The organism is Dasania marina DSM 21967, assembly GCF_000373485.1.
Lineage (GTDB): Bacteria > Pseudomonadota > Gammaproteobacteria > Pseudomonadales > Dasaniaceae > Dasania > Dasania marina.
In genome coordinates, this window is record NZ_KB891591.1 from 72,870 (window position 1) to 92,267 (window position 19,398).

Annotated in this window: 14 protein-coding genes; all 14 read left to right on the forward strand. The window is 46.6% G+C overall.

Features of this window, described 5'->3' with window-relative positions; all coding sequences use genetic code 11:
* Positions 1–19 precede the first annotated feature (19 nt).
* Positions 20–910 carry a LysR family transcriptional regulator ArgP gene (locus B067_RS0118475; RefSeq protein ID WP_019531583.1) on the forward strand — a complete coding sequence of 297 codons (891 nt, stop codon included), beginning with the start codon at positions 20–22 and terminating at the stop codon, positions 908–910.
* Between the two features lie 145 nt (positions 911–1,055).
* Entirely contained in the window at positions 1,056–5,957 is a 4,902-nt protein-coding gene (locus B067_RS0118480) for an NAD-glutamate dehydrogenase (RefSeq protein ID WP_019531584.1), read from the forward strand.
* 70 nt (positions 5,958–6,027) lie between these two features.
* A complete protein-coding gene (locus B067_RS0118485; RefSeq protein WP_019531585.1) occupies positions 6,028–7,029 on the forward strand; it encodes a metal-dependent hydrolase in 1,002 nt (333 codons plus the stop codon).
* Between the two features lie 39 nt (positions 7,030–7,068).
* A complete protein-coding gene (locus tag B067_RS0118490; RefSeq protein WP_019531586.1) occupies positions 7,069–7,335 on the forward strand; it encodes a DUF4124 domain-containing protein in 267 nt (88 codons plus the stop codon).
* A gap of 31 nt (positions 7,336–7,366) precedes the next feature.
* A complete protein-coding gene (locus B067_RS21915; RefSeq protein ID WP_019531587.1) occupies positions 7,367–7,522 on the forward strand; it encodes a hypothetical protein in 156 nt (51 codons plus the stop codon).
* Positions 7,523–7,993 carry a C13 family peptidase gene (locus B067_RS21515; RefSeq protein ID WP_019531588.1) on the forward strand — a complete coding sequence of 157 codons (471 nt, stop codon included), beginning with the start codon at positions 7,523–7,525 and terminating at the stop codon, positions 7,991–7,993.
* Positions 7,994–8,106: 113 nt separating this feature from the next.
* Positions 8,107–8,964 carry a TraB/GumN family protein gene (locus B067_RS0118505; protein ID WP_156820906.1) on the forward strand — a complete coding sequence of 286 codons (858 nt, stop codon included), beginning with the start codon at positions 8,107–8,109 and terminating at the stop codon, positions 8,962–8,964.
* A 52-nt stretch (positions 8,965–9,016) separates the two neighbouring features.
* On the forward strand, positions 9,017–9,454 hold the full coding sequence (locus tag B067_RS0118510) for a YybH family protein (RefSeq protein ID WP_019531590.1): 438 nt from the start codon (positions 9,017–9,019) through the stop codon (positions 9,452–9,454).
* 151 nt (positions 9,455–9,605) lie between these two features.
* Positions 9,606–11,012: a M20/M25/M40 family metallo-hydrolase gene (locus B067_RS0118515; RefSeq protein WP_051083884.1), complete on the forward strand. Its 1,407-nt coding sequence runs from the start codon at positions 9,606–9,608 to the stop codon at positions 11,010–11,012.
* A 26-nt stretch (positions 11,013–11,038) separates the two neighbouring features.
* Complete coding sequence (locus B067_RS0118520) at positions 11,039–13,069, forward strand: S9 family peptidase (RefSeq protein ID WP_205620004.1); 2,031 nt, start codon at positions 11,039–11,041, stop codon at positions 13,067–13,069.
* A gap of 271 nt (positions 13,070–13,340) precedes the next feature.
* Positions 13,341–15,863 carry a choice-of-anchor D domain-containing protein gene (locus tag B067_RS0118525; RefSeq protein ID WP_156820907.1) on the forward strand — a complete coding sequence of 841 codons (2,523 nt, stop codon included), beginning with the start codon at positions 13,341–13,343 and terminating at the stop codon, positions 15,861–15,863.
* Between the two features lie 257 nt (positions 15,864–16,120).
* The gene (locus B067_RS0118530; protein ID WP_019531594.1) at positions 16,121–16,621 is read left to right on the forward strand and encodes a LabA-like NYN domain-containing protein; all 501 of its coding nucleotides are present in this window, start codon (positions 16,121–16,123) and stop codon (positions 16,619–16,621) included.
* Between the two features lie 226 nt (positions 16,622–16,847).
* Positions 16,848–17,828: a hypothetical protein gene (locus B067_RS0118535; RefSeq protein WP_026244782.1), complete on the forward strand. Its 981-nt coding sequence runs from the start codon at positions 16,848–16,850 to the stop codon at positions 17,826–17,828.
* A 371-nt stretch (positions 17,829–18,199) separates the two neighbouring features.
* Positions 18,200–19,393 (forward strand): serine hydrolase domain-containing protein, encoded by a 1,194-nt coding sequence (locus B067_RS0118540; RefSeq protein WP_019531596.1) that lies wholly within the window; start codon positions 18,200–18,202, stop codon positions 19,391–19,393.
* The last annotated feature ends 5 nt before the right edge of the window (positions 19,394–19,398 follow it).

The following is a 19,398-nucleotide window of genomic DNA, read 5'->3' on the forward strand; positions in this document are numbered from 1 at the left end:
GCTAGCATAGGAGCAGACCGTGGTAACACTAGAGATTAAACAGTTAATGGCCTTGGCGGCAGTAATAGAAGAGCAAAGCTTTGATAAGGCGGCGCTGCGTTTGCATGTAACCCAATCGGCGGTTTCACAAAGGCTTAAGCAGCTAGAAGAGCAGCTGGGCCAGCCTTTGCTTAAGCGCGGCACGCCGATGGCGGTCACCGCAGCGGGCCAGAAGGTGCTGCGCTATGCCAAACAGGTGGAGTTATTACAGGGTGAGCTATTGCACGAGTTGGGCTATGGCGAACTAAAATCGGCTAAGTTGAGTATAGCCATCAATGCCGACAGCTTAGCGTCATGGTTTTTGGAAGCGGTACAGCCCCTAATAGAGCAGCAGAATTTACTGATAGAGTTAAAAGTGGACGATCAAGAAAAAACCCATGAGTTTTTAAAAAATGGTGAAGTACTAGCCTGTATTAGCTCTAGCGACTCACCTATGCAGGGGTGCAACTGCCAGTACTTGGGGCATATGCGTTATCTCTGTGTGGCCAGCGAGGATTTTTATCAGCGTTATTTTAGTCAAGGGGTGAGTGCCGCAGCCTTTATCCAGGCACCGGCGGTGGACTTTAGTCACAGCGATGAAATGCAAAGCCGCTATCTGGCCCATTACTTTCAACTGCAAGAGCGTGACTACCCCCGGCATCACATTCCCTCCTCCGAAAAATATGTAGAGTTTATAGGCAGAGGTTTAGCTTGGGGCATGGTGCCCGAGATGCAGTTTCAACAATTCTCCCGCGATTATGCGCTGCGCGATATTAACCCTGGCAAGGTGATGACGGTGCCGCTGTATTGGCATAGCTGGAATGTGAAATCAGCGCTGATCGCACAACTGTCTGAGGCGTTGCAGCGCTATGCGGAAAAGGCGCTGCGTTAGCAAAAAATAATTAAAAAAACGCATAGGCATAGGCGTGTTCTAGAACGTAATAGTCTATGCTATAGGCAGCACGGCCCAGTCGTATCGAGTCAGGCCGTATTTTCATAGACCAATATCTCGCGAACTAATAAGAGAGTCATTTATTGTGGATACCACTACCGTCGCCCCCATGGATAAAACAGCATTCATCAGCACATTCAACCAACACATAGCCACGCATCTTAAGGCGAAAGAAGCCAAGGCGGTGCAGCATTTTGCCGAGTGTTATTACGCCTTGTTCCCACACTCAGAGTTAGAAGGTAAGGAATGGGACAGTCTGTTTGGCAGAGTGCATGGCTGGTGGGAATTTATACAAAATTACAAGCGCAAACAACCCAGTATTAGCATATTTACCCCCAGTGTTAGTGAGCATGGCTGGCAGTGTGGCCACACCGTCATTATGGTGCAAATGCGCGACATGCCCTTTTTAGTTGACTCGCTGCGCATGGAAATTAACCGTCGCAATATTGCTATACACAGTATTAGCAGTTCGGTATTAACGATAGCCAGAGACGGCAAGGGCGAACTGATAGAGGTGTTGGCTAAGAATACGCCAGCAACAAGCAGTAAAGGCAGGCGTGTAGCTAAAGAAGCCTTAATGTATTTTGAAATCAATCTGCACAGCTCTGAGAAAGAGCTAAAAGAGCTGTCTAAAGACTTGGCTGCCGTTATTAAAGAGGTGGCCTTAGCGGTAGATGATTATTCGCCGGTATTAGCGCAGGTTAAAGAAACCATAGAAAACCTAAGTTTGGTTAAAGCTGCCACCGCTAAAATTGAAGAAGATGTAGCTGAAAGCAACGAGTTTTTACAGTGGACGGCGGGTGGATTTTTTACCTTTTTAGGCTATTCCGAATACGAGTTTTACAAAGTTAAAGGCAAAAAACATTTACGAGAGCTAACCGATAAGCGTCTAGGTTTATTTAAATGTGATAAAACCACTGATAAAAGTATATCGGCAGACGATTTCAACCCCGGCATGACCCGTTATCATCTGTCTACTCAAATAATAGCCTTTTCAAAATCCTCTGTGCGATCCAGAGTACATAGGCCCTCATATTCTGATTATATCGTTGTTAAAAAATACGATGAAAAAGGCAATGTTTGCGGTGAATGCCGCTACCTAGGTTTATACACCTCACCGGTGTATATGTTAAGTCCTACTAAAATACCGTTAATTAGGAAAAAATATGACGAAGTACTGAATCGCTCAGGCATGGATCCTAATAGCTACGAGGGTAAGTTGCTAAGACAAACCTTGGACACCTTCCCCAGGGACGAGTTGTTCCAAAGTGGTGTGAGTGAGTTATACGAAACAGCGTTAGAGGCTGCATTTATTAATGAGCGCCACATGGTGCGCTTATTTATGCGCAAAGATAGCTACGGCAAGTTTGTTACCAGCACAGTGTATGTGCCTAGGGATGTATTTAGTTCCGACTTAAGAAAACAAGTGCAGCGTTTAATAGGTGAAGAAATAGGGGCTGTTGCCGATGAGTTCACCACCTATTTTTCGGAATCCATATTAGCCAGAACACATATAGTCTTTAAAGTAGATCCTGATATTCCTATTGAATATGATGTCAAAAAGTTAGAAGAAAAAATAGTCGAATTAACGCGCACCTGGAATAACCACTTATTAGAGGCTCTTTGTGAGGCTCATGGTGAGGAGCAAGGGGTTAGTCTATTTGATGATTACAGCACAGCCTTTCGAAGCTCTTACCAAGAGAATTTTGATGCTAAGTTAGCGGTAGACGATATAGAGATAATTAATACCATTAAAGGTAATACTAATATTGCGATGAGTTTTTATCAGTACCAAGGTTCTGATGAGGACGATCTGCGTTTTAAAATATTTAGTAAAGAGGGTGTTATTGAACTTTCGGAAGTCGTTCCGATGTTAGAAAATCTGGGGCTACGGGTAGTGGGCGAACATCCCTATAAAGTGACTCGCAAAGATGGCTCTACAGTTTGGATACACGACTTCTTTTTAGTGTTTGGTTTGCCGGTAGCCATTGATGTTAATGTTGCAAAAAGTAACTTCCAAGAGGCGTTTGCAGCGGTTTGGTTTGGGGAGTCCGATAGTGATGCGTTTAATCGCTTAGTGTTAGGTGCGCGCTTAAACTGGCGTGAAGTGGCTTTGCTAAGAACTTACGCCAATTACATGAAGCAAACCATGTTTAACTTCCCCAAAAGTTATTTGGCGAGCACCTTATCTAATCATTTAGATATTACCCGTAATTTAGTGGCCTTGTTTAAATCCATGTTTGATCCACGGGTGAATAAATTCACGGAAAAAAGTGCTGATCGCATAGAGCGTTTAAAAGAAAAAATACTGTTGGCCCTAGAGTCAGTAGAGAATCTTGACGAGGATAGAATATTTCGCCGTTATCTAGAGATGATTAATGGCACCTTGCGCACCAACTTTTTCCAAACCGATAGCGATGGACAGCACAAGCCTTATATGTCTATTAAATTAAGCCCTAGAAAGATTAGCAATATTCCCGAACCTAGGCCGTTGTTTGAGATTTTTGTCTATTCCCCCAGAGTAGAGGGTGTGCATTTGCGGGGCGGTAAAGTGGCTAGGGGCGGTTTACGTTGGTCGGATCGATTTCAGGATTACCGCACCGAAGTGTTGGGCTTAGTAAAAGCACAGCAGGTTAAAAATGCTGTCATCGTGCCCAGTGGTGCTAAAGGCGGCTTTGTTGCTAAGCAACTGCCCACTGAAGGTGGTCGTGAAGCGTTTATGAAAGAGGGCATAGCCTGCTACAAAATGTTTATACGTGGTTTGCTTGATGTCACCGATAACTTGGCCGAGGGGGGTGTGGTGCCGCCCGAGCAAGTGGTGCGCATGGATAAAGATGACCCTTATCTGGTAGTTGCTGCCGATAAAGGTACGGCTACTTTTTCCGATATAGCGAATAGTCTATCAGCCGAATATAATTTTTGGTTGGGCGATGCCTTTGCCTCTGGCGGTAGCCAGGGCTACGACCACAAAGGCATGGGTATTACCGCCCGTGGTGCATGGGTGTCGGTACAAAGACACTTTAAAGAAAAAGAAATCAATGTACAGAACGAAGATTTCACCGTTATCGGTATAGGTGATATGGCCGGGGATGTGTTTGGCAATGGCATGTTGATGTCTGAGCATATTAAGCTGGTCGCCGCCTTTAACCATATGCATATCTTTATAGACCCAAACCCGGACCCAGCAAAAAGTTTTATAGAACGCAAACGTCTATTTGAAACTCCCGGAACCAATTGGGAGGACTACGACAAAAAGCTCATTTCTAAGGGTGGTGGTCTGTTTAATCGCTCGGCCAAATCCATCCCCCTTACTAAGGAGATGCGAGAGATTTTTGCGGTTAAAGATAAAAGCTTAACCCCTACAGATTTTATTAACCGTTTGCTAAAAGCACCGGTAGATTTGATTTGGAATGGCGGTATAGGGACGTATGTGAAGTCCTCGAAAGAAAGCCATGCTGACGTGGGTGATAAAGCTAATGACGTGCTCAGGGTTAATGGTGGTGAGTTGCGCTGTAAGGTGTTTGGTGAAGGTGGCAATTTGGGATTGACCCAGCTAGGGCGCATAGAGTTTTGCCTTAATGGTGGTGCTTGTAATACCGACTTTATTGATAACTCTGCTGGGGTGGATTGTTCTGACCACGAAGTGAATATCAAGATACTACTTAATGAAGTAGTAGCCAACGGCGATATGAGCGAAACACAGCGCAATAAATTGTTAGTGAAAATGACTGACAATGTTGCTGAGATGGTACTGAAAAATAATTATAGGCAAACCCAGGCGATTAGTTTGGCTGAGCATCAGGGTAGGCATCGCATAGGCGAGTACAGGCGTTTTATTATCGACCTCGAAGAGTCTGGGCAGCTTAACAGAGCGTTAGAGTTTTTACCCAGCGACGAAGAAATTATCGAACGCTACAACGAAAACAAGTTGCTTACCCGGCCCGAGCTTTCGGTACTAATATCCTATGCCAAGGTTATGCTGAAAGAAACCTTAAGCCAGTCGGATGTTAGTAACGATCCCTATGTGGTTACCTCGGTAGAGAATGCTTTTCCTACGGCGTTGCGTAAAAAATATAAAGATAAAATATACGCGCACCGTTTGCGTAAAGAAATAGTAGCTACCCAGGTTGCCAATGACATGGTTAATATTATGGGGATTAGCTTTTGCCAGCGTTTAATGGCCGCTACAGGTTGCAAGCCTGGCCATGTAGCCAAAGCCTATATTACCGCTAAGGATATTTACCATTTAGAAGAGTGGTGGAGTGAAATAGAAAAACTCGATTATGAAGTTAGCGCCGATCTGCAAATGCGTTTAATGGCGCGTATTGCTACCCGCGTAAGGCGAGCCACGCGCTGGTTTTTACGCAACCGTCGCGGCAGCTTAAATCCGCAGCAGGAGCGTGATGCCTTTGAAAAATCTCTACATGAGATTATTGAAGTAATGCCAGGTTTATTACGTGGTGAGCAGAAAAAACTGTGGGAAAAAGAATATGCGGAGTTAAAAGGCTATGGCCTAAGCGATGCTATGGCGGGCAGAGCGGCTTCGCCGGTTATTCAATCAGGCTTGAATATGGTGGAGGCCGCTAGGCTGAGTGGCCAGAGTGCTACCCGTGTCGCCGAAACCTATTTTATTTTAGGTGACAAGTTAAGCTTTCATTGGTTTGCCGGTCAAATTTCTGAGGTGGCGGTAGAAAACTACTGGCAGGCTATGGCGAGAGAGGCCTTTATGGATGATTTGGAGTCGCAGGTGCGCACTATCGTGGTGTCTGTGCTCAGCTGTGCTAGGCCGGAGCAAAGCCTTGATGAGGCCATAGAGCAGTGGCAGCAACAGCACCGTCTATTGGTGGAGCGTTGGATGCATATGGTTAATGAGCTTAGGAGTGCTATCGGCACCGACTTTGCTATGTTCTCGGTCGCCTTACGCGAATTGTTAGATCTAGCGCAAGTAAGCCAACACTGCCGTTTAGACAGTGACACCATAAAATAAAAATTAACACATAAGCCTGTTAGCGACGCCAGGGAAGGTATCGTCATCGCGTTAATATCGTAAGGCCATCATGGATCCACTTTCACAAGCCGTACTGGGTGCCGCTGCCGCTCAGTCGATAGCGAATAAAAAACAATTAGCTAAGGCTGCCGTCTTTGGCGCGCTGGCTGGTATGGCCGCTGATTTGGATGTGTTGATAAAATCCTCCAGCGATAGTTTGTTAGCGCTGGAATATCATCGCCATTTTAGCCATTCACTTATTTTCATACCCTTGGGCGCCTTGTTTTGTGCGCTGTTACTGCATCTATTACTAGGGCGTTATTGGCAGCTGCGTTTTAAACAAAGCTATATGTGGTGTTTGTTGGGCTATGCTACTCACGGCTTGTTAGATGCCTGCACCTCTTATGGCACGCAATTGCTGTGGCCCTTTAGCCATTATCGCGTGTCCTGGGATATTATCTCTATTATCGATCCTCTGTTTACCTTGCCTTTGCTTGTTTTGATAGCGCTGGCGGCCGCCAGCAAAAAACGCTGTTATTGTTATGGCGCGCTGGCTTGGGCTACTCTGTATTTTAGTTTGGGCTATGTGCAGCATGAACGTGCGCTGGCAGTGGCTAAAAATTTAATTGTTGATAGAGGGCAGCAGGCGACGTTTATAGAGGTTAAGCCTAGCTTTGCCAATTTACTGCTATGGAAAATCATTTATCAAGCGGATGATCATTACTATGTGGCGGCCACTAGGCTGGGGCTAAGTGGCAATACGCTGTGGCCGGGTGTAAGCATTCCCCGTTTGGATATACAGAGAGATTTACCTTGGTTGGATACGGCCAGCCAGCAAGCTAAAGATATAGAGCGCTTTCGCTGGTTCTCGGCGGGGTTTGTCGCTTTAGATCCAACTAATTCGTATCAAATTATTGATATACGTTACTCCATGCTGCCCAATACTATTGCCCCGTTATGGGGCATACGCTTAAATCCTCAGGCGGCAGCGGACGATTATGTACAGTTTTATAACGCGCCTAGAAAAGGTAGCGCTAGGGCCGGCACCCTATGGAAAATGCTGGTCGAATAAATATAAAAACACAATAATAAAAAATAAACAGGATGTTGTATGAAAATAATAATAGGCAGTTTATTACTGTTGCTAGCACAGCTTAGCCTAGCAGGTATCTATAAGTGGGTAGATGAACAGGGACGAGTTTATTTTTCCGATAAAAAGCCAGAGTTACTGGCCTATGAAGATATAGAAAGTCGTTTGTTTGGTAAGGGCAATGTTTTTAATAATAGCGTCAAAGGGTCGCAAACTGAATTAATCGCGAGCTTTGCCGATAACATCTCGGCAGGGGTGCTAGGGCAAACCGATTTATTTTTTTGTTAGCTTTGCCGGTGATGCCAAGCAAGATGTGTTTATGAAAGAAACACTGTATGCCCAGCAATTATTTGATACTAGTTATCAAACGGCTGGCCGCTCGGTAGCGCTGATTAATAATAGTAAAACCACTAGCCGCCACCTAGTAGCCAGTGATAATAATCTAGCGCGGGTATTGAAAGCCGTGGGCGAGTAAATGAACGAGGAGGATGTGCTCTATTTGTATCTGAGCTCTCACGGCTCGCGGCAGCACCAGTTGTCGGTAGACTTTCCGCCGCATACCGTAAAAGATTTTGACGGCCAGGAGATACGGCAAATGCTCGATGAGGCAGGTATCAAATGGCGCATAGTGGTGGTGTCAGCTTGTTACGCCGGGGGATTTATCGCGCCATTAAAAACGGATTACAGCGTGATTGCCACCGCCGCAGATGCCTATAACACCTCTTTTGGATGTGCCGATAACCGTGATTTTACCTTTTACGGCGAGGCTATTTTTAAGCGGCAAATGGCCTCAGGAGTAGGGGTGTTAGAGGCTTTAGACGGTGCCCGCCCGATTATTGAGAGCATGGAGGCACAGCGCAATCTCACCCACTCCAACCCGCAATACTGGCTGGGCAACAAGGCCAAGCTAAAAATGCTAGGCGAGCCGCGTTTAACCGCTCGTTAATAGCAGCTCGCTGAATAAGCCTGTGAGCACCTATCTGTTAACTATCTGTTAAACTCGCCGCCCCAATGATGACTACTAGATATTACTAAGCTACTAAGGTGTGAAGGCTGGCCATGTTAAGAGTTGCGATTGTATTTTTGATGGCTTATGCCAGCCTGACACAGGCTGCGGCGCCGGTGTGGAAGATTAGCCATGGCGATAAGCAGCTGTATTTAGCCGGCACCGTGCATGTGCTAGCCCAGCAAGATTACCCCCTACCAGCAGCGTTTGACCGTGCTTATCAGGCGGCTAGCCATTTGGTGTTTGAAACCGATATGGGCGCTATGCAGGGGCAGGGCTTTCAGGCCGAACTATTACAAGCCATGAGTTACCGCGACGGCCGCAGCTTAAGCAGTGTGTTAGCCCCGGCCACCTATCAGGCCCTGCGGCAGTATGCTGGCAGCCGAGGTTTGGATATAGCGCATATGGATGGCTTTAAGCCCTCCATGGTGATTATGAGCCTAACGCTGGCAGAGCTTAAGCGCTTGGGCTTAGGTGAAATAGGGGTGGATGCGTTTTTTTATGGCAAGGCTCGCAGCGATAATAAAAGCACCGGACAGTTAGAGAGCGTTGCCCAGCAGCTAGACTTTATTGCCACCTTGGGTGAGGGTCGTGAAGATGAGTTTGTGCAGTACTCACTCAGCGATATGGAAAGCCTAGGGGCGATGATGCGGCAGCTTAAGCAAGCTTGGGTGCGCGGCGATGTAGCCACGCTAAACCGCATTGCGCTATTACCGCTACAGCAAGACTTCCCCAGTATTTATCACAGCCTTATCGTGCAGCGTAACCAAGCCTGGATGCAATCACTGCAGGCGCTGCTACATTCTGCCCCCACAGAGTTAGTGCTAGTCGGCGCCTTGCATCTAGTTGGTGAGGATGGCCTGCTTGAACAGCTGGCTAAAAAGGGGTATACAGTAGAAGCCCTAGAATAACCCCCTAGCGTAGTACCATAACAATAATATTAAGCAAACAGCAGAGCCCCCCATGACAGATAGAGAAGCTATTATTGACCATACCCGCAGTTGGGGTAGGGCCTATTTAAATGGCGATATAGATGACATTCTTCGCCACTACAGCGACGATGCCCTAATGATTAGCTTTGACGGTATTATTGCCAAAGGCCACGATAAGATACGCAAAATCTATGAGCTATGGCTAAACGTCGGCAACCCCTTAGAGCTAAATTACGAAACCGTCGATGTGGTGGTTTACGGTGATATGGCCTACCACGTATTAAAATGGCATGGCGTGTTTCAAGAGCCCTATGGCAATGAAATGATGTGCGGTGCCTGCCAGTCGGTACTTAAGCGGCAGGAAAACGGCCAGTGGCTATGGGTCTCCGAAATAGTCTGCGCCGATATAGACTCCAGAGAAGTGTTAGAAGATATGCCCAACAATAGCACCAACCTGCACGTTATCTAATAACTTGCCCCATACTGTTATTTCCCTTCCATAATAAGTCGCTAATGCGGCTTATTGCTTATTACTCGTCTACTATCAATAGCGATACTAATGCCTGTGCATTAGCGCTATTAATAATGGTTAATAAAAGAGTTAATAAGAGGGAAAAGCAATGGGATGCAAACGCGGAATTTATTATCTAGTGGCCATGCTGTGTTGGTGGCCGTTATTGTCATCAGCCGCCGAAAACGTGGTTAGCAGCAGCCAAAACAAAGCCTTGAGTATATTGCGCGATAGCATAGCCATTCGCACCGTAGAGGGCTATGGCAAGGTGCCAGAGCTAGCCCACTATTTACAAAAGCAATTCTTAGCAGCCGGTTTTGATCAGCAGGATATACAGATACTGCCGGTGGCTGATACCGTGGCCTTGGTGGTGAGGTATAGAGCCCGCCCCGGCGCTACTCAAAAACCCATATTGCTATCCGCCCATATGGACGTGGTGGATGCCCTGCCACAAGACTGGCTGCGCGACCCCTATACCTTAATTGAAGAAGACGGCTATTTTTTTGGCCGCGGGGTTGCCGATAATAAATTTGCGGTGTCGGTATTAAGCGCCACCTTTATGCGCTTAAAAGCCGAGGGCTACCAGCCCGCCAGAGACTTAATACTGGCTTTTTCCGGCGATGAAGAAACCCAAATGCTTACCACCCAGGCCTTGGCAATAGAGCACCGCGCTTTAATTGATGCTGAATATGCCATAGTCGCCGATGGCGGCGGTGGCTTGCTTAGCGAGTCGGGTGAGGCAGTTTCTTTTACTATCGATATGGCCGAAAAAACCTACGCCTCCTTTAGAGTCACGGCCAGCAACCCCGGCGGCCACAGCTCATTACCCAGAAAAGATAATGCCATCTATGACTTGGCCCAAGCCTTAATCAAACTAGATGCCTTTCAATTCCCAGTGATGGAAAGTGAATTAACCCGTGAGTTTTTTCGCCAAACCGCACCGCTAATCGACGGTGAGCTAGGCAAGGCCATGAGCAATTTTGTGCAAGGGCGTAATAAAGAGCAGGCTATTAAGCTGTTACGCAGTAAACCCGACTATGTAGGCACCTTAGGCACCACCTGTGTGGCCACCTTATTATCGGCAGGCCATGCCGAAAATGCGTTGCCGCAGTCGGCTAGTGCCACTATCAATTGCCGTATCTTTCCCGGTGTAGGCGTGGAAGCAACCCTGGATACACTAAAAAAAGTCATGGCTAATAAAGCGTTGCAGTGGCAGGTTTTAGATAGCCCCAAAGAGAGTGATGCCTCACCCATGCGTAAAGAGGTATTCGATGCGGTGGCTAGGTCTATACATCCTTATTTTCCCGACCTGCCTATTATTCCGCACATGGCTTCGGGGGCTTCCGATGCCTTGCACTTTCGCGCAGCGGGCATACCTTGCTATACCCTTTCCACCATTTTTCAAAAGTCTTCCGATGAATTTGCCCACGGCTTAAATGAGCGCGTGGCGGTGCATAACCTGCCTAGATCCATGGGTATATGGTATGCGCTGATCAAAGACATTAGCCAAGAATAAAATCGTTGATTGTTGAGGGTTAAACCGTGAATAAAATAATACTCTGTCTCGCAGCGTCACTGTTGTGCACTAGCGCGTCGTGGGCAAAAGCAGAACCAAGGGCAGAACCAAGTGAAGAGGCAGGCTCGCTGCGCGCTATGCAAATAGCCGACCTTAATCGCTTGGCCGATGTTAGCGCCCCTAACTTTTCACCCGATGGCAGCCAGCTAGTGTATGTGGTTAATAAGGTGAATAGTGAGTTGGATAAATACCATAGCGATTTATGGGTCGTGCCCTATCAGGGTGGCAAAGCCAAACCGCTAACCACTACTAAAGAACGCAGCGAGTGGGCGCCGCAATACAGCCCCAATGGTAAGCACATCGCTTTTTTATCCAGTGATAAAGAGGATGAAAGCACCCAGGTTTTTATGATGAAAGCCGGTGGCGGTAGTGTTAAGCAGTTAACACATATTGTGGGTGGGGTAATAGCATTTGATTGGGCTCCCGACAGCCAGCGCCTGGTAGTATCGGCTTGGGCTAATATACAGCAGCCTAATAAGGCGGGCACCGCGCCACCTATAGTGATAGATCGTTTTCAATTTATGTTAGACGAGGTTGGGTATTTAACCACGCAACGCAGCCACTTATTTATTGTTAATAGTAAAAATAAAAAAACCACCACGTTACTGGCTGGCAATCAGGATTATTGGATGCCTACGTGGTCGCCAGACGGCCAGTGGATAGCCTATGTGACTAAGGACCCCAATAAAACCAGCTTGGATGCCGACCGCCATGCCGATAGCGATGTGTTTATTGTGCAGGCTAAAGCAGGGGCTTCACCACAGCGTATCAGCCATGATAGTGCCACCGATGTCGATCCCTATTGGGCCTCGCCACCGCAATGGTCGCCCGATAGCCAACAATTAGTGTGGCTAACTAGCAACGAAAGTAAATGGTTTTTCTATGCACCCAGCCAACTTAGCGTGGCCGATATCAGCACTAAAAAAGTTCGTCAGTTGGCGCGCATAGATAGATTCTTTTACCTGCCCAAATGGTCCGCCGATGGCCAGTCTATTTATGCCTTAATTGAGCAAGATAGATACACTAGCTTGGCAAAGATAGATGCAGCTAGCGGCAGTATTAATTACCTCAATAAAGGCGAGCACTTCAGCCTAGATTACGATATTTCTGGCAATGGCCAGATTGCGTTGTTAAACAGCAATACCCAGCGGCCCTTTGAACTAATGGCTTTAGATAAAGGCATGCGGCCATTAAGTCACCACAATGATTGGCTGCAAGACCTGCAGTTAGCTAACACGCAAGCCTTTAGCTTTAACAACAATGGCCATGAGATAGGTGGTTTATTAATGTTGCCTGCCGGTTATCAAGCAGGGCAGGCAGTGCCTACTATTTTTCGTGTACATGGTGGCCCCGTTTATCAGTTTAGTTATGAGTTTATGAGTGACTGGCAAATCTACGCTGCCAAAGGCTATGCGGTAGTGGGCATTAACCCGCGTGGTTCTTCGGGCAAGGGTTTTGATTACTCCAAAGCAATTTATGCCGACTGGGGCAATGTTGATACCAGTGATATTTTAGCGGGTAGTGATTATTTAATAGAGCAAGGCATAGTTGATAAAAATCGCATGGGCATAGGCGGCTGGAGTTACGGTAGCATGCTAAGCAATTATGTTATTGCCACCGATACCCGCTTTAAAGCCGCAGTTAGTGGTGCTGGCACCGCTAATATTTTTGGCACCTACGGCCATGATCAATACAGCAGGGAGTATGAGTACGAGCTGGGCACCCCTTGGCATAATAGTGAAATTTATCAGCGCGTAAGTTTTCCTTTTTTACAGGCTCATAAAATCACTACACCCACTTTATATCAGTGTTCCGAAAAAGATTTTAACGTGCCCTGCCTAGGGGCAGAGCAAATGTACCAAGCGCTAAAATCCTTACAGGTAGATACCCAACTGGTGATATACCCCGGCCAATATCATAGTATTACAGTGCCCAGTTATCTTATCGATAGAATGCAGCGCAATGTGGCTTGGTACGATAAATATTTACGCCATTAAATAATTTCTCTTTTGTAAGCTGAATAGGCGCTAGTGATAGCGCCTATTGTCGTTTTAAACCCTTCATCCATTCTGGCCCTACCGGCAAACTTGAACTGGTCCTATTCTTAATTCTGGCCCTAGGTTTATATTGTACCTTGCTAGAATTTACTGGGCTTAGAGTGATAGCTGTAGTCAACAACTCGATGTTAAGCCTGTTTCTATTATTAGCCTGCGTAGGGATGCTGTGGTTTACATGCTCAGGAATATAAAGCGCTATGGGGAAAGAATAATGATGAAGAAACGGCTATTGAGTTCCTGTTTGCTGCTGGCGTCATGCGCTAACTTACAGGTCACTGCAGATATAAACGAAGATTTTGAAGATGGCGATATTAACGGTTGGAATACCAGCGGTATAGTCGCCATTAACAGCACTAAAACAATAGGCAGCTATGCCATGCGCCTTAAAGGTGGTGCTAGTGCCGAGCGTAGCTTTGCTGCCGATGGTGCAGTAACCGTCGCCCTGGCTGCCACCAGTTTAGAAACCGGCGACTACTGCGATGTGTTTGTTTCTGAAGATGGCCAGAACTGGGGCAGCTCGTTAATTAACCTCAATAAAAATCAAGACAACGGTGTTTTTACTAGCGCCAGTACCACCACCAATGGTGGTGTTACCCATATACGCTATGTGCAAACGGGCTCCGCTGCTGATTACTGCTATGCCGATGGTATTAGTATTGTAGGGGCGGGTGAGCCAGCCCCTAGCATTGCGGTTACTGGCAGCGCGGCTTTTGGCAATGTGCAAGTGGGCAGCAATGCTAGCGCTATTATTACCATCGCCAATAATGGCAACGCCAATTTAACCGTGGCCGCCATCACCGGTGCCGCTGCGCCCTTTAGTGTAACCAATGATGGTTGTAGCAATAGCACGGTAACGGCGGGTAATAATTGCAACTTTGAAGTGGCTTTTACCCCTAGCGCCGCAGTAACTTCAAACGCCACACTTACTATAGCCAATAACGATGTTACACAAACCCTAGCCCTTAGCGGCACAGGTAATACTGAGCCGCCACCACCTAGTGGCCAGTTACCGGCGTTTAACGGTGATGGCAATGTGCCCCGCAGTAATTTAACGATTAGCCAATTAAACGGCAGTAGTTTGGCCATGATGGATTTTGCCCATTACAGCCATGGTGTGGCAGAAATAGCGTCCGCAACATCTCAGGCCAAACAGCCCACTAACTCGTTTCAGGGTCGCTTAGTTTTAAACGCAGCCAATGCCACGGCGATGAACTTTAATGAAACCACCTCCGGTAGGGCGCAGGCAGGTAATTATAATAACCCCGCCATGTTGCCGGCATTTGATTTTGAATTTGTACAAGTGGGTTCACATATTATTCCCAAAACCCGCGGCTTGGTGGTGAGTGGCAATATAGGTGCGCCGGACTTTATCGATTGGAATTATATTATCGAGCCGGGCAGGGTGTGGAATGAAAACAACGACGGCGCTTATAGCCGTGCAGCTATACCCTTTGCCTTGCAAGAAAACCAGGCCAACTGTACTCACAATGGCCTATTAACCTTTGCCTTTAAAGACGATGGCAGCATTACCAATGTGGCCGTGCAAGTGGGCGGTGAAACCTGTTTGTATTTTCAATACGATATGTGGAAGCTAGTGCCCGCACAATATATACCGGCTGCGGTAACAGGGGCATCAACGTTAATTGCCGACTATCAAAATGAAGTACTCAATCGCCTACCCGTAAAACCCATTGCTGAGTTGGCCAGTGATTACCCCGCGGCCAATATCAATGTAGCGAATATTGCCAGCGAGCAAGCCTCGGCGGCAACAACGCATGGCGTGTTATACAACGGTGTGCATTATGCGGCGGCCTGTAGCACTAGGCATGGCGATTACCCTTACTGCGCGGTAATGAGTTTACCTTCATACTCTACCGCTAAAACCGCAGTCACTAATTTTGCCTATGCGCTATTAGTGCAGCAGAACGCTGCGGTGAGCAACCTAATGGTGTCGCCTAATGTGAGCGAATGCCAAGATGGTATTAACGGCACTGCGTCAATTTGGAGTGATGTTACGGTAGAAAACGCGCTGGATATGGCCACGGGTAATTATCGCCTATCCTCCTATGAAGGCGACGAGGGCAGTAGCGCGGTAGTGAATGAGTTTTTCTTAAGCTTTACCCACGATGAAAAAATTAAACATGCCTGCGAGCGTTATATACGCAAGGACACACCCAACACGCACTTTTCTTATCACTCATCGGATACCTATATCGCCGGCGTCGCTATGGATAATGATTACAGCGGTGATTTGTTTACTAAGTTAGTAAATGAGGTGTATAAGCCGTTAACGCTTAGCCCTGCCACCTACAGCATAGTGCGCACGGAAGATGCTTCTGCCGACCCCTATTGGAGCCACGGTATGACCTGGCACGCCGATGACATGGTTAAGCTAGGGCAGCTAATCAATGATCGTGGTGTTATCAACGGCCAACAAGTACTCAATGGCGGCATTATGGATGACATGCTGCTAAACGGCGGCGACTTAGGCTTAGAAACTTATGGTGCGGAGTCGCGTTATCTTAATGGCGTATGGACTTACGATATGGGGCAGCGCGCCAGCCCATTGTGCCCAGCGGGCTCTTGGGTGAGTTATATGTCGGGTTACGGCGGCATAGGCGTGGTGATGTTCCCCAACGATGCGGTGTATTACTTTGTGAGCGATAGCGGCAGCTATGCCTTTGGCGGCGCCGAAACCGAGCTGCATAAAATCAGCAATATCTGCGGCAGCTAACCTAGTAAGCTCTGCCGCAAACCAATAGACCGTTACACTAGCCCTGCTCTGTATCTTCAGAGCGGGGCTTTTTTATGCGTGTATGAATAGCTGGCCAAGCTAACCCTAACCCGGTCATGCCGGGCCACGACCCGGCATCCACGCAGGACTAAACTTTTATACCGCCTGTGCTTAGCTCACGTGTTATCGTGTGATGCAGGCAGCGGGTTATTTAGCCTGTATAAATACTGTACCTGTTATAAAAGTTATTAATTGCTATGAGTGATTCCCCCAAAAAAGTCAGCATCTTTGTTGATGTGCAAAATATCTACTACACCTGTCGCCAGGGCTACCAAGCTAACTTTGACTACAACCGCTTTTGGGCCGAAGTGACAGAGGGTCGCGAGCTGGTCACCGCTATCGCCTACGCCACCGATAACGACGACGAAAAACAACGTCAGTTTCAAAACATCCTACGTGCCATAGGCTTTACCGTAAAACTCAAGCCGGTATTAAAACGGTTGGATGGCAGCACCAAGGCCGATTGGGATGTAGGTATAGCCCTAGATATATTCGAAGCGGCAAGCGATTGCGATACCGTGGTGTTGGCCTCCGGTGATGGCGACTTTGATATATTGCTGCATCGCATTAAAAAACGTTTTGATACCGATAGTATTGTTTATGGTGTACCCAAGCTAACCTCAGATTTTTTGATTAAAGAGGCCAGTGAGTTTGTGGCTATAGATGAGAGGTTGTTGTTGAAGAAGGGTGGGCGGTAGTAGTGTTTGGCTATATGTAGTTATTAAACTACCGCAAAGTTTCAAGTTTGAAAGGTGAGGCCTGACTCTCAGTTCTCCTATTAAGACACCCACTCAACTCCTCTATTAAGACACCCACTCTAAGGCTTGACACAGAGTCCAGTAGCTGAACACCCACTTTAAGGCTTGACACAATATCCAGTAGCTGTATATTTAACCAGCATCAATAACCAAGGAGCGGTTAACTATGCCAAAACCCAGAAAGGAACTGGTCTCCCTAGACGCAACCCCTTACTATCACTGCACCTCCCGCTGTGTAAGGCGNNCTTTTTTGTGCGGTATAGANAGCTTTACCGGCAAAAGCTACGAACACCGAAGGCAATGGGTTGAAGACCGTATTTTATTGTTANCTAAAGTCTTNACCATTGATCTGTGTGCCTATGCAGTNATGAGTAATCACCACCATGTTGTATTGCATATCAATAAGGCAGCATCGCTAAACCTAAGCGATAAAGCAGTCTGCCAGCGATGGCACCAGATATATCAAGGCACCTTGCTCACGCAAAAATTTGCACGGGCAGAGCCGTTAATCCCAGCAGAACGTGATGCTGTTAAGCGCAAGCTTGAACAATGGCGCTTACAGCTTTGTGATATTAGCTGGTTTATGCGGGCCTTAAATGAGCCCATCGCCAGACAAGCCAATGCGGAGGATCAGTGCACCGGCCGATTTTGGGAGTCACGTTTTAAATCACAAGCCCTATTGGATGAAAAAGCCCTGCTTGCTTGCATGGCCTATGTGGACCTCAATCCCATTAGAGCCAAACTGGCTAAAACGCCTGAGCAGTCACAGCATACCTCGATTAAAAAACGTATAAGTGCAATAAAACAGCAGCAACGCCAACGCCAACCCAAAGCCCTAGCCAGATTTATCGGCAACACCCGAGATCCTATGCCAGAAGGCATCCCCTTTCACCTAAAAGATTATATAGAATTAGTCGACTGGACGGGGCGCATTATTCGCAGTGACAAACGCGGTGCAATTAATCAACAGCTACCGCCTATACTTGAGCGCCTAGCGATAGAGCCACAACAGTGGATAACGCTGAGCACTCAATTTGAAAGCCGATTTAAAAGCTTGGTCGGAGTGAAAGAGAAGCTGAAAGAAATAGCGAAGATTTTTGGCTATCAACGGACGCCTGGGTTATCTAACTGCGCAGCCTTGCTTTAACTATATCCTATTCTCAAAATAGCCTATGCCGGATTGGTAGGTTTGGTACTGCCTGATAATCGTTAAAACCATTAATTTTTCGAAATCTCAAATATCTGACGACCTCTTTTCTTGCGTCAGTTGTTTTAGAGTTGTCGCAGGTTTGTTTTTTTAATTTTTTTAGAGTGGTTTTAGAGTGGGTGTCTTATTAGATTTTTTTTAGAGTGGGTGTCTTATTAGATTCAATGAGCCCAGTTATCGGAGCAATATCAATGGTGCATATTGTGCAATCTCTGTTGTTTATTAAGCACCTATAGGTTTCGCTTAGTGAGTATATACTGCGTGCAGATCCGCCGATAATAAAAATTGGATAACGCATAGGTTCCTGCAATATGAAAAAAACTCTCAAATATAGCGCTATAACACTGTTCGTGTTGCTGGTTTTGATTTCAGGTTTGGCCGCGCTCAATTGGGATAAGGTTATGCGCCTACAGCGCAGCACTACTCTTTTTGATGAGAATACTATTATTTATAACTTCTCACATATGAATGAGATCTTCCCTGTAGTGCCGTTAAAACGAGAGGGGGCTGTATTTGAATTTGGCCAAGACCCTCATCCGCTACCCGAAAATTTCTATTATAACGAACAAAAAACTGCCACCACAGAGTTTCTTGAGCGCCGAGCAACAACAGCTTTGCTGGTTATCAAAAACGATAACATCCACTTTGAGAAATATTACCTTGGCACCCATCAAAATGACCTGCGTATTTCTTGGTCTGTCGGCAAATCGTTTGTTTCAGCATTAATGGGTATTGCTATTGGTGAAGGGCTTATTGACAGTGAGAAAGCTGTCAGTGATTATGTGCCAGAGTTAAAAAACTCTGGTTATAACGGCGTAAAAATCAGGGATGTACTGCAAATGTCTTCAGGCATTGCCTGGAATGAAGATTATAGTGATTTTTCTTCAGATATAAATCGCATGAGCCGCGCGCTTGCCCTTGATGGTTCACTTGATGAACTGGCAAGCACTCTTGTTAATGAAAGCACACCGGGCACTAAGTGGCGTTATGTCTCGATGGACACTCATGTGCTTTCCATGGTTGTAAGGGCCGCGACCGGCGAACGCTTATCCAAATATTTTCAAAAACGTATCTGGTCAAAAATTGGCGCAGAAGCGGATGGCTATTGGCTTACCGACTCACATGAAACAGAATTCGCTCTGGGAGGCATTAATATGCGTAGCCGTGACTTTGCCCGTTTTGGCCGCCTTTATTTAAACAACGGTAACTGGCAAGGCGAACAAATTGTACCCCAGCAGTGGGTAGAACTATCGACAGTCCCTAGTGCGCCCCATGTCACAGGCGATAAGGATTCCATGGGCTATGGTTATCAGTGGTGGTTGGGGCAGGATGCACGGCCAGGTGAATTTGTGGCTATCGGTGTATACGGACAATATATTTATATCAATCAACCAGAAAACCTTATCATTGTTAAAAGCTCTGCTGACCGCCTGTTTATGACAGGAATTAATTCAATGCAAGAATCAATAGCATTTTTCCGTAGCGTAGCCGACAGCCTGCACTGAATGAA